The organism is Vibrio owensii (assembly GCF_002021755.1).
Classification (GTDB): domain Bacteria; phylum Pseudomonadota; class Gammaproteobacteria; order Enterobacterales; family Vibrionaceae; genus Vibrio; species Vibrio owensii.
Window position 1 is genome coordinate 356,763 of the sequence record NZ_CP019960.1, and the last position, 14,447, is coordinate 371,209.

General features: G+C 45.9%; 5 protein-coding genes. All 5 read left to right on the forward strand.

The genetic code is table 11. The features are described from left to right. Positions 1-45: 45 nt before the first annotated feature. The 5 genes from pstC (at position 46) to A9237_RS18270 (ending at position 14,430) form a co-directional block, all read left to right on the forward strand. Complete coding sequence (gene pstC, locus A9237_RS18250; RefSeq protein WP_078608955.1) at positions 46-975, forward strand: phosphate ABC transporter permease subunit PstC; 930 nt, start codon at positions 46-48, stop codon at positions 973-975. Further along, entirely contained in the window at positions 972-1,808 is an 837-nt protein-coding gene (gene pstA, locus A9237_RS18255) for a phosphate ABC transporter permease PstA (RefSeq protein WP_078608957.1), read from the forward strand. The genes pstC and pstA overlap by 4 nt, the downstream gene beginning before the upstream one ends. Then, entirely contained in the window at positions 1,805-2,665 is an 861-nt protein-coding gene (gene pstB / locus A9237_RS18260) for a phosphate ABC transporter ATP-binding protein PstB (RefSeq protein WP_174575002.1), read from the forward strand. The genes pstA and pstB overlap by 4 nt, the downstream gene beginning before the upstream one ends. 125 nt (positions 2,666-2,790) lie before the next feature. After that, a complete protein-coding gene (locus A9237_RS18265; protein ID WP_078608959.1) occupies positions 2,791-3,516 on the forward strand; it encodes an SDR family NAD(P)-dependent oxidoreductase in 726 nt (241 codons plus the stop codon). 441 nt (positions 3,517-3,957) lie between these two features. Next, positions 3,958-14,430, forward strand: coding sequence for a DUF11 domain-containing protein (locus tag A9237_RS18270; protein ID WP_078610220.1), 10,473 nt, complete (start codon positions 3,958-3,960; stop codon positions 14,428-14,430). Positions 14,431-14,447: the final 17 nt, after the last annotated feature.

Here is a 14,447-nt window from a genome sequence, read left to right on the forward strand (position 1 = left end):
AAGTTGTCTGGGGAATATATTCTCCAGACAACTGAATAAAATATTATGACTACATTAGCTATTAAAAATAAAGTAAATGGTGATTCGGTTTTTAATAAATTGAGTTTCGCGAGTGCTTTATTAATTTTTGTGACTCTAACTGGTATTTTATTATCACTAATTGAAGGTGGATGGCCTGCTTTTAAAGAATTTGGCCCTGGCTTTGTATTTAGAGATATTTGGGATCCTATTAATGGTCAATTTGGTGCTGCCTCTGCAATTTACGGCACACTTGTTACTTCTTTCATCGCTATTGTTATTGCTGCACCTATCGCGTTAGGTACGGCAGTGTTCCTCGCTGAACTAGCACCTAAATGGCTAAGTCAGCCAGTGAGTAAGGCTATTGAGCTACTCGCTGCCGTACCAAGCATTATCTATGGTATGTGGGGATTGCTTGTCTTTGTTCCTTGGTTCTCTGAAGGGTTCCAAATGTGGGCAGGCATGCATTTAGTTGATATTCCTTTGATCGGTAGTTGGTTTAATGGACCACCGATTGGTATCGGTTTATTAGCGGCGGGCATTATTCTTTCATTTATGATTTTGCCAATCATGACATCATTGACGCGTGACGCACTTAAATCGGTTCCTGATGTTCTTCGTGAAGCGGCGTATGGAACAGGTGCGACACCATTTGAGGTGATCACCAAAGTTCTTATCCCAAAAGTAAAAAACGCAACGGTGAGCGCAGGCATCTTAGGCCTGGGGCGAGCACTTGGCGAAACAATGGCGGTGGCTTTTGTTATCGGTGGTGCGAGTCGTATTGAGTTCTCATTCTTTATGCCAGCGAGCTCAATTTCATCGACGATTGCTCAGCAATTTAATGAAGCGACAGACCCAATTCATATCGCTTCACTGATTGGCCTTGGCGTCGTGCTCTTTATTATCACTTTCTTTGTGATGGGCTTTGCTCGACGTTTACTAAGGAAGTCATCATGAATACTAGAAAATTAAAGAACTTTAGTTTCTTAGCGTTTTGTTCTTTGTCAGCTGCCTTCGGTGTCTTTGTTCTCGCCAGTATTTTGTACACGCTTGTGGGTGAAGGTGTGAAGGGCTTGAGTTTGGCTATCTTCACCGAACTGACTCCAGGTCCTGGCAGCCAAGGTGGTTTGAAAAACGCACTAATTGGTAGCTTGATGCTGACTGGTTTGGGCATTTTAATCGCAGCACCGATTGGTATTCTGGCTGGTACTTGGCTTGCTGAGGCAGGTAATGACAACAAGATCGCGGAGTCTTTGCGCTTCCTTAACGGCATGCTAATGAGCGCACCATCAATTCTCGTCGGTCTGTTTGTTTACGCTTTGATTGTGGTTCCAACTGGTGGTTACTCGGGTTGGGCGGGGGCAATTGCACTCGCGGTCCTTGCATTGCCAGTGATTGTGGCATCAACAGAAGAGATGCTTCGTCTTGTTCCACCAACACTCAAAGAAGCAGGCAGTGGCGTAGGCGCACCTAAATGGCGCGTGATTACCCAACTGAGTTACCGAGCTGCCGCACCGGGTATTATTACCGCGATTCTATTATCTATCGCACGTATCTCGGGCGAAACAGCACCCTTGCTGTTTACTGCGCTAAACAGCAGTTTTATGACCACGGACATGAGCAAACCGATGGCAAACTTGCCAGTAACGATTTACCAGTTTGCGATGAGTCCTTACACATCGTGGCAGGAGCTAGCATGGGCTGGCGCACTGATTGTCACGACCTTTATTTTGATTGTTAACGTACTGGCGACCTCGTTGCCGCAGCTATTTAAAGCGAGAAGAGCATGAACACGGCAACTTTAAACCCAGTCACTACAAACAACATGAACGGGCCAACTATGAGCACTTTGGTAGACAGCATTAATACCAACGATGTGACAGCAAATCTGACTCATCGTATGGATATTCAAAACTTAAATTTTTACTACAACAAAGGCGCAGATGCAGCACTGAAATCGGTATCCATGCCGATTTACAAAAACCGTGTGACAGCACTTATTGGTCCATCGGGTTGTGGCAAATCCACGCTTCTTCGTACCTTGAACCGAATTTACGATTTGTACGGTCATCAGTATGCAGAAGGTGAAATCCTGTTGGATGGCGAAAGCATCTTTAACAACACCGATGTTAATGAGTTGCGTTCTAAAGTCGGAATGGTTTTCCAAAAACCGACACCATTCCCAATGTCGATTTACGAGAACATGGCGTTTGGTCTAAAAATCCAAGGTACGTTCAGCAAAGCAGAAATCAAAGATCGTGTTGAGTCTGCATTAAAACGCGCGCATTTATGGGAAGAGGTGAAAGACAAGCTGGATGCTGATGCAAATGGCCTATCTGGTGGTCAGCAGCAGCGTTTATGTATCGCTCGTACGATTGCTCTAGAGCCGGAAGTAATCCTAATGGATGAACCGACTTCTGCGCTTGACCCAATTGCGACTGCAGCGATTGAAACCTTGATTACTGAACTGCGCGAGAAATACACCATTGTTATCGTTACGCATAACATGCAGCAAGCGATGCGTATCTCTGATTACACCGGGTTTATGTACCTCGGTAAGTTAGAAGAATATGGCACGACCGATAAAATTTTCCACCACCCAGATAATGATCGTACTAAGCGATACATCTCTGGTGATTTTGGATAACGAATAACAACAATAGCGGCTGTTGACTCAGCACTCTTTAGGCACGATTTTGCGAGAATCGTGCCTATTTTTTTATGCGTTTGGGCTCTAAAATTGGGGTTATTAAAAATAATTAAGAACTCTGTATGTATAAAGATAAAGTGGTCGTGATTACTGGCGGTAGCCAAGGTATCGGTCAACACCTTGCTCTTGCCTACCTTGAGCAACAAGCAAAAGTTATCGTGCTAGACATTGCGCCCAATAGGAATCCAGATATGGATTTTCACCTCGTTGATTTAGGGCGACCAGAGCAGATTGAACAGGCTTTTGATGAGATCCAAGGAAAGTACGGCAAAGTCGATGTTCTCATCAACAATGGTGCGATCGCCAACTTTAACAAACCCATTCAGCAGCTGACTTTTGAAGAGTTTTCTCGTGTGATTGACGTTAACCTTAAAGGCGCGTTTGCTTGTTCCCGACGATTTATCGCATTGAATCATGCTCAGTCTTATGGACGAATTATCAACATTGCTTCTACGCGCTGGAATCAAAATGAATCTGGTTGGGATGCTTACGGCGCATCAAAAGGTGGTGTGGTCTCTATGACACAATCGATGGCCATTTCGTTGTCAGATACGCCAATTACCGTCAACGCGGTTAGCCCCGGTTGGATTCAGGTTGAAGGGTATGGTGAACTTGACAGTTTTGACCATCAGCAGCACCCATCAGGTCGAGTCGGGAAAGCAAAAGATATTGTTAATGCGTGTCTTTTTTTAACGCACCCAGAGAATGACTTCATTAATGGCCATAACTTGGTCGTTGATGGTGGAATGAGTAAAAAAATGATTTATCAAGACAGCTTGCTAGATTAAGAAAAGTCCCTTCTCTATCGACTAGGAATGCTCTGAAATAGCGCGTTCCTAGTCTTTCATGTCAACAAAAATTTCCCTTTCCGATTTTGAATTGATTGCTTATTGACCGGTTTTATAAGTTTTTATCAACTAAAGAGTTATAAAATCATTGGTTCTGATTTGGCGAGTTGTAGCGATATATCAATGCTTTGAATGCTACCCCCCTTAAATCCTGCCTTACATATTGTTTTTCTTCATGGTCGTAATAGGCATTTAAAAAACTCTTCGCTCAAAAGATGCCGACTGTAATCACACTCGCTTCGCTAAACTTTTCTGCTGATTAATTCGCCTTAATTAATCTTAATTCTCCTTAACTAGCTGATTTGGGTAGTAGAAGTAAGCATGTCGAAAGATTTTAGTCGTTTGATTCGCACCCTAGGTGGTGCGTTTTTGTCGTTCCTAATGGTATTGATTGCTATGCCTGCGAAAGCGGATATAGCCGGGCTTGATGTCCAGTTGTCACCAGTAAGTGGCCAATACGATAACGGCAACCAGATTGAATACACGTTGACCTTAACCAACACCTCTGGTTCCACACTTTCTGGGTTAGAGGTCAATGATGAGATCATGAACATCATGACTTCCGGTGACTCCGGCGGTTCAGTGAATGCGTTTGAAAGCGCAGAGATCTCCGCGTCCGCTTCTTTTCTATCTTCTGCTGGTGACTACGACAGAAATGGCAACCTTACTGCGACTGATGTTCGAATTCGCAATAACGGCACGGTTTCTTACACTATCGAAGCAACCGTTTCTGAGCAGGCGGCGGGTGATATTAACAACGTTGCCAATGTTCGCTCTGGTGCGCTTTCACGAGAAGACTCAAACACAACTACCCACCAGAGAGTGGTATATGAACACAGCATCGATCTTTCTGCGTCGGTTGATAAATATGGCACAGGGCAGGCTCTGGTTTACACCCTAAAAGTATCGAACACAGGCTCTGCAAAAATCCAAGGTATGACTGTTACCGACCTTGTGGCCGATATTGAGGCCGAAGACATCAATGGTGCAATGATTCCAGCTTTTACGTCTGTCTCAAACAGTTCTTCTACTTCGGGCTCTGGCAGTAATGCGGGGACGTTCTCAACAAGCGGCAACTTGGATGCGAAGGATGTATCTATCGCAGTTGGTGGTTCAGTCACCTATACCATTCGAGGTCAAATCGATTCGACGTTGGTCGGCGACATCATCAATGACAGCGCTGAAGCAAAAACACGTGACGACAACCAATCAGCTGGTGGTATCACAACGCCGCCAAAAGACGCTGATGTCACACTCTCGCACTCGCTAAACAAAACGGACGATTATCTCGTTAGCGAAGATTTCTCCTACACCATCACAGTGCGTAACGCTTCAGGTGCAGGTATCGCTCACAACTACACTGTTCAGCAGTTGATGGACTCGTTGAAGTCGGATCTAGGTAACGACATCAGCAACGACAAAAATGCCGATGACACAACGGGTAACCCGTACTCGACTTGGACCAATGAAGTGGCATCGATTGGCTCGAACAGCCTTTCTGAGCTTCAAGCATCGGGCAAGCAAACCGACAAATCACTCGACGACAAAGTGTCTATCTACCCTGGTGAAGAAATCGTTTATTCCATTGTGGTGCATGCAAGTCCCGTTTCTATCGGTAAGATCCCTCAGTTGGAGGCGAAAGTTCTTAACGATGAAGGCGGCGCTGATTCAGCTGGCGTGCTTGCAAATACGCTAAACACGGAAGATGTTCTCGATTCATCATCGAGCCAAATTAAACGCGACAAGCGAACCAAAGACACGACGTATGTGCCAGGTGTTTCTGGTGAGAATGAAGTGGTTTACGACATCGAAATCTCGAACGCGGATTCGAAATACTTTGCCAATGATGTCATCGTGCTAGACAAGTTTGCGTGTAACGTTACTGAGCAAGTTGATGGTTCGTCTGGATCTGCTTTTTCTGAATGGAAACTTGAAGTTGCGGATAGCCGTGGCGAAGGCTCTAACTACGGCTCGTTTAACTATGGCGCTTGGACCACCGACGACATTGACCTAAAAGTCGATTTGGCTCCTGAAGGTTATGTTCGTTACAAGTTGACGGCAAGAGTGGCGGACGACAGTGTAGGTCAGATTGTTGATGATGAAGCTGATGCAGGTTTGTGTCTGGGTGATAACCTCATAGAGAGTGGCTCTGGTGTACAAATGCCAAACGCCAACTTAAAAGTTCAAAAAGAGGTGGATTCACGTTATTACTCTGCTGGTGGTACGTTGAACTACACCATTACGGTCGAGAATAGTGGTGATGGGTACGCTATTGATGTGCCGGTATTTGATGATCTTGCATCGGTATCTACTACATCAATCAACGGAACTAATGTTAACGCTTACGTCAGTTGGGTCGTTACTGCTCAAGCTTATTCTGAGGATGGCTCCCCTTCGACTATTAGCAAGCCTGGATTTGTTGACCCGATCGAGGGCAACCAGACCAACGATAACATTCTCGATGTGGATGCGATGCTCGCTCCGCGAGAAACGATCATCTACTCTATTTCTGCGGTAGTGAACCCAATCGCTGATGGGGAGATCCGAAACCAAGTAGAAGTGGATGGTAAGCTCTATTCTGACCGAGGCTCATACCCTCGTGATTACTACTTAGTGCTGGATAAGCGCGTTGATGGTAATGATGAACAAAACTGGTACACCAATACGACCAATGAAGTGACTTACACCATCAGCGTAACTAACCCTGAAGGTAATGGTTTTGCTTCCAATATCGAAATTAAAGACGACATCAGCACCATAGAGGCAGAGCTCTTAGAGCCAGCTGGTGCGATGAAGAAAGTCTTCACCTCTTGGACTATTTCTGCAGACATTGAGGCGGATTCGCCTTGGTTAAAAGTAGCCGCTGACGCAGGAGACTTTTCTGATAACAACGACCTTGATGTTATCGCTCAAATCCCACCGGGTGTAACCATCACATATACAATCGTTGGTACCCTTGATCGCAGCGTAGACACTGAAATCCTATGGGGACATTTCTCAAATACGGCAACCGTCAAATCGACTGAAGCGGAAGACAGCATCAACTTGTCAGATTCAGTAACGACGCACCCGAACGAACCAAACCTTGTTGTCGCGAAAACAGCTCAAAACACTGATTTTGTCGTTGGTGAAACGGCCACATTTGATATCTATGTGTATAACCGTGGTGCTGGTTATGCTAATGACGCAACAGTAAAAGATGATATTGAAGCGTTGAATTTCTTCTCCAATTGGTCCGTAACTGGTTCGACAAACACTGACGAACCTGGCTCGCGCTACGGCGATGTATCAAATAACGAAAATATCGATACTGACGTCGATATTACTCCAGGAGGTTGGGTTCATTACGAAATCACTGGGTTAGTGAAGAGTGATTATCCTCATGAACAAGTTTCTAACCGAGTAGATGTATATGATCCACTTACCGATCGCGACCACAGTTCGTCGGCCCAAATCGATAATAGAGACAGTGTATATGATGTAAACGTCTCTCTGACAAAAACAACGAGTGTTGTGCGCTATACGCCGGGAGAAGAGCTGATTTACACGATTGTCGTAGCAAATAATGCTGATGAGCCAGAATCTGAGCTGATATTAATTGACCGCTTGAGTGAGATAACGACAACATTAGCAAACGACAAAGATGGAGAAGTGGAAGATTTGCTCGAGCAAAATCCATTTGAACATTGGTCGTATTCAGTGGATGGCGGTGCCTACAGTACGCCTAATACCGACGATGTTGAGATCCCGCTGAACATTCCTGCGAACGATTTTGTTACCGTTAAAATCAAAGCGCTGGTCAAAGACAACGCGGTTTCTAACGGGGTCGAAGCGGGTGAACAATATTTGATCCGCAACGAGGCATTGTTGATTCACAAAGATGACGCAGGTTGTACTACTTCATGTGAGTACTTAAAACGTGCTGTGGCTGAAAACCATCAGGTTTATAACAATGGTGAAGTAATTCGTACGACCAACATCAACCGATACTCTCCAGGTGATGAGCTGATCTACACCTTCAAATACACGTCACAAGATGGCAAAGGCTACCGCAATAACGTTGATGTTAATGAATTGATTAATGGTATTTCGGTTGAGCTGCAAGATGGTTCTGCGGGCAACCCATTCTATGATCCTACGACAAAGACCAATCAGTTCAGCGTAAGCGTAGAGAAAAGTGATCCTGCGAATGCGGGCACGACAGATGGTACTAAAGACGGTACGGTCGCTGACAATAATGACATCGTGACTACGATTGATATCGATGAAGGAGAAGATGTTACGTACACCGTGAAAGGGATGATTCGTCCAGATGCGGTGGGTAATATCAGCTATCGTGACACCATTGTCATTCCGAATGATTATCACCTGAATTTTGACAAAATCACTGATGAAACGGTTTACGAGCCGGGTAAAACCATTACCTATCGCCTGATCATTGAGAATGATGGAAAAGCAAATGCAAATGATATCCCTATCTTGGATGACATTTCTTCTATTGAAACTCAATTGGTCGATGGTACTTCTGGTAAGGCTTTTACTGATTGGACATTAACTTCTAGTGCGTCGGGGGCGAATGCTGAATACGTAGATGCTGGTAATGGTCAGGGCAATGTGTATACGACAAATAGCTCGGAGAGCGCTGGGTTAAATGTCACTGCAGATATTCCAATGGGGGCTTCTGTTGAGTATCGAGTCATTGCTAATGTTAACGAAAATGCCAATGGCAATATTGTCAATCTATTGAAGGTTGATGGCGATACCATCTCACACGACATCCAGCAGGAATCCCGAAAGATTGAATATCAAAAAAATATTCTAGCTTTCTACGATGTTGATGGTAACGAGATGCTAGGTGCGTCAGATTACATGCCAGGTGGTTATATAGAATATGAGATTCTGATTGGCAATATTTCCAACGCGCACGTTGATGATATGAGCTTGAGAGATGATCTAGATACGATTACCACCGATTATTATGACGGAACTAGTGGACCTGCATTCGAAAGCTGGACCATCGACACCTTTTCAGACAGTTCTAGTATCAGCGACCCCGATGTAGATAGTGCTATTAGAGATAATCAGCCTATCAACACGCATTTCGACATTGCAGCGAAAGGTTTTAGTGGCTTCTTATCGGATTCTTATGTGCGATATGTCATTCGTGCAAAGATCAGTCCAAAAGCGGTTGGTTCATTCACTAACCGAGCTTATATCGATGAAGGCAATGGCAACAAGCTAATTGCTGTATCACCAATAGCGTCAATGGCCGATCCGGAAATCAGCTTTAATAAGAAAGCCTTCTCTGATGCTGGATTCAGCACAGAGAAAACCACCTACTCGCAAGCATCGGGTGAGAGTGAGGTTTACTACCGTATTCTGCTGAAAAACAACGGCTATGGCACCGAGTATGGCTCTCATTTAAAAGACACCATCTCTGCGATTCAAACCCGTATTGCGGAAGATAATTCGACGGCGGGTGGCGATCCTGTCGGCCAACCATTTAATGCGGGTTGGGAAGTGAGTTTGGCGAAAGATGCAGCAACAGACTCGATTACCGAGGCAGTTGGTTTTGTCGATGGTTCTCGTATTGATATCGACAATGACATTGTTATCGCACCTCAGGAGTCATTGACGTTCACCATCCATGGCACCATCCGTGAAGATGCGTTGGGAGATATTCAAAACACCGCGAACTACGATGGCAAAAATCGTACGGCGCTGTTGCTGCCTTTGGCGAACAACATCAATGTGGAAAAACGCGTCGTGTCTATTAATGGTACGCCTTTCACCTCAGGAGATACTTACATTCCGGGTGACGAAGTAGAGTACGAGTTCGTCGTTACTAACCCAGAAAACGGGTGGGCGAACGATGTGCGTATTCAAGATACGGTGACCGATATTGGTGTTGAAGTTATTGGCGGTACCACCAAACCGGCGTATGCCTCTGGTGATATCAGTCATACGGTGAGTAATGGTATCGACACGAATATTGATACCTATGTTCCGGGTTACAGCGTAGCCGGCAATCTCGATATCGAAGTGGATATTGCAGCTGGAGAAGCGCTGACCTTTAATCTGACAGGTGCAGTGAGAGACGATGCGTTGGGTGAGATTGAAGCGAACCGAGTGACCGCAGATGGTAAGTCGGCTTCGTCGGAAACTATTCCACCTAAGCCTTCAGAAATCAACTACTTCAAGACGCTAGAGTACACCGATGGCGATTCCGCGAGTTGTTCGGTTCCTTCTAGTGATGGCAGTGGCTGTACTTATGCACCTCGCGGTGATGTGGAGTATCAAGTCACCCTTGAAAACACGGGCGATAGCATCGCTAATGACGTTCGGGTTATCGATGCCATCAACAATATTAATACTTCAGATGGCACAGCAGCATTTACGCAATGGTCAACGTCGATCGCAGTTGAGCCGGCGGGAACCTACGACGTCCAGGGTAACTACAACGGTAACGTACCATTGAATGCCACAGTAGACCTTCGACCAGGAGAACGCATTGTTTTTGATGTGAAAGGGACGGTGGCTGCTTCTGCGACAGGTTCAATAACCAATGCTGCACAAGTCAATGGCGACAACACGAACGATATTGTTCTGGAAGCTGGCCGATCTCAGTACTTAATCGATAAATGGACTGATACTCCTCAATATGTACCGGGGGGCACAGTTAACTACTACATCGATATTACCAATGACGATGTAAGTACCGGCTTTTTTGGTCTGCTGGATGACATTAACAGTTTTGAAGTTGAAACAGTTGATGGCTCTATGAAGCCTGCTCTAGAAGAATGGACTCTGGATTATGAAGTGTTGTTTGATTCTGCACCTTCAGATCCTGCGGCAAATGATTTCTCCGAGCTAGATAAGCTCGTTGGTGTAACTAATCCGGATATCAATATTCCTGCGGGCTCAATAAAAATGGCAGGACGTGATGATGCAGGTACTGGTGGTGGAGATAAATACACCGTTATTCGTATCCACATACAAGGTAAAGTTCGTGATGATGCCGTAGGTCGTTTTACCAATACCGCTTTCCTTCTTTATGGTCTGGGTAGTAAACGAGCGAAGCTAACACAAGGCTACATCACACCAAAACCGGGCCAATTGGAACTGACAAAAGAGACGACACCGATTGCGGAGCCGGATGCGAAATACCAACCGGGTCAGCCTGTTGCGTACAAAATCACGTTAACTAACGTCGGTGAAGGTTACTTGGTCGACCAAGTACTGGTGGATCGCATCGATACCATTATGACCGATGTGGCGAACAGTACCGACAAAGCACAAGCCTTCACGGGTAAGTGGGTGATCAGTGATGAAGTACTTGGTGGTAGTGGCGATCCTTTGCTAAACGCTCGCAAAAACGTGATCGATACCGATCAAGGTTACAGTGCGACTTACAGTATCCATCCTGGTGATAGTTACTCTTTCGTTGTGACGAATACCGTTAACGACAAGGCCAAAGGCAACATCACTAACCTAGTTAAAGTGGACAGTGATGGCACAGACTACACAGCGGAAGCAACGTATTTGCCTGAAGACGCACAAGTCACGTTGGCGAAAGAAGTCGACAAGCTTGAATACCTACCGGGTGATACGCTGACTTATACCGTTACGGTTAAGAACAACGGCTTAGGTTGGGCGGAAGCCGTTGAAATTGAAGACACATTGAAGTCGATTGAAACAACGCTTGCTGGCGGTACCACAGGAAAAGCATTTGACCCAAGTTCAATTCAGATTTCAGCGGTCTCAACTACGGGTGAAACGCCAGTTCCAGCACCAACAACAGGTGAAGATCTGAAAGAGACGCTGGATATCGCTCCTGAAGATACGATCGTTTATACCATTCAAGCGACAACGGTAGCCAATGCGACGGGTGACATCACCAATACCGCGAGTACAACGTTTGAAGGGAATACAACAGAAAAGAGTGCAATCAGTACACCGATCCTCGCGACGGTATCCATCGACAAATCAGTAGACACTCCAACCTATGAAGTGACGAAGCTGATCAACTATGACATTACCGTGAGTAACACATCATTGGCGTTTGCTTCTGGTGTTGAACTGAAAGACATCATCAGCGACATCAATGTTGATACCACCAGTGGTAATAAAGAGTCGGCGTTTATGTTGTGGGAAGTGACGTACGAAGCATCGGATGAACGCACTGTTGTGACACCAAAAACGTTCGAACTCAGCGACGATATTAATGCAACCATGGATATTGCGCCTGAGAGTACCGTGACCTTCCGTGTGAAAGCGCTGATCCGTACCACCGCGATTGGTGAGATCAGTAACACTGCAACCGTCACTTACAACGGTGTTTCTCAAGATTCAACGGCGATTATGCTGCCGATGGATTCCGATTTTGTTGCCACCAAAACAAACGTTCAAACCGAATACGAGCCTGGTGAAGAGTTGGAGTTCTTGATCACTATCGAGAACACCTCGAATAACTACATCACCGATTTGAGCGTGGTGGATGACATGTCTTCTATCCAAGTTGGTTATTACGATGGTACGACAGGTCCTGCGTTTGTCGATGGCTCAACATCGCTTGAGGTTGAATCACAAACCATAGGCAGTAATGTCGAATCAGTCAGTCCAACAGAATACAGCGTGGATATTGCACCAAAAGGTAAGGTGGTATTCCGCGCGAAAGGCACGGTTGTGGATTCAGCGACCGGGGCTATTGTAAACACCGCGCAAGTCGATGGTGGTGATGTGATCAGTCCACCCGTTCAGAGTGTGAGTGCGGTTGTACAAGCTGAGCTGTATACCGACGCACCACATTACGTGCCGGGTGAAAAAGTGGAATATCACCTAGTGATTGAAAACATTGGACGCGGTATTGCGAAGAACGTTGCTATCTATACCCAGTTCAGTGAATCCATGGGTGATTACATCGATGGTTCTCGTGACAAAGCCTTTGATGATTGGACGTTAACGGCGGATTGGCAGGGTGCTGAAACTCAGCCGGGCGATTATGAAGACGATAAAGATCTGTTCACCATCGTTGATATTGCGCCGGGCGGTAAGATTGATTACACCTTCACGTTGACCGTCAATGAAGACATGCTGACCAACATTGATGTACTCGGTTACTACTTAGATCTGACGTGGAATCCGGCTGCAATGGCGCGCTCAAAAGGCATGATGCCGTCGCCAACCTCAGTGCAAGGTTCTGCAGACCAAGTCGCAGCGTTGGATTTACCACCTGTTCCTGCTGAGCTTGTGGTTGAGAAGCGTTCTGATAAGCCGGAATACACACCGGATGATGATTCCGTGACTTACTACTTAGCCGTGACGAACCAAGGTGACGGTAACGCAGCCAATGTTCGTCTGACCGATGAAATCAGTGAGCTGCAAAATGACGCGGGCAACAAAGTCTTTACCGACTGGACGATTGAAGGTGTTGAAGTAGACGACAGCGGCAGCGTGATCGATCGCCACACCTTCCCGGCAAGCGAAGATTTGGATTTAACGGTTAACTTAAAGTCGAAAAAACGTAATGCGTTTGCCTTTGAAGTTGTGGGCACGCTAGGTAAAGGCTTGGATGACGACATCACCAACACCTTTACCGCGACAGAAACCGACGGTACACAAACCAGTGACAGCGTGACCACGCACATCAAGAAGATCCCGGATAACAGTGGTGAACTTCTGCTAACGAAAGCGGCGTTGCAAGACACCGCGCAAGTGGGCGATGCCGTCGAATACGAAGTGATCGTGGAAAACAACAACGAATCGTACTTCAAAAACGTCACCGTGGAAGACCGTTACCCAGGCGGCTTCAAGTACATCCTTGATACATCGGAAGTGGTGTTGAGTGGCCCAGATGGTGAGTTTGGTAATGAAGACGACCGAGTGTTGACTATTGAACCATCAGACACGGGCAAGTTGCTGTTTACTTCATTGAACTTCGATCCGGGCGAGAAGCTACGTATTCGTTATCTACTGCGAGTTTCCGTTGGCGCAACGTTTGGAGACTACATCAACACCGCGGTATCGAAAGTCGATGGCCTTGCGGTGTCGAACGAAGACAGTGCCAAAGTGACCGTAGAACCGGACAAGGTATTCGATACCTCATCCATCATCGGTAAGGTGTTTGAAGACCACAACAAAGACGGTTTCCAAGCAGACGCGACGGCATTTGATGTGGAATTGATTGCCAACTTGCCTACACAGGACTACATCGCTGGCTCTACAATCGTCGTCCGTGATGGGAAAGAGCTGTCGGTTGAGGATGAGCGAGACAATGGTCAAGTGATTTCAGCCGTGCAAGAAGGTGTTGAATTGGGTGATCTTTGGGGCCACTCGATAAACCGCACCATCTCTGAAACAAAATCTGTCGCGATTCAATTCAAAACACGTACTCGTGAGAGCTTTGATTTTACCGTCACATCGGACGGTGGCTCACGCATCGAATTTGATGCGCAAGGCCAAATCAAGTTTGCTCATGAATCAGACAAAAAGAACGGCCTAAGTGCAGAGAATCTTAACGTCACAAGAAACCTCTATCGACATGGCGATGCCTACTTGTGGGAAATCGTGATTGAGAACAAAGGGGTTTATGAAGACGGGATACCTGGTGTCAAGCTGATGACGGTGGAAGGCATCGTCATTCATACAGACCAGTACGGACGCTACCACGTGCCCGACCAATGGGTACTGAATAAGAAAGGGAAAAACTTCCTAGTGAAGTTAGACACTGACTCGTTACCGACTTCGATGGAAGTGGTGAGCGAAAACCCGAAAGTGTTGCGAATTACCCCGAATAAGCTCACGAAGTTTAACTTCAGTGTTCATCGCAAAGCGAAAGACACCGAGCAAGAGTAGTGAGTCATTGGAGCAGT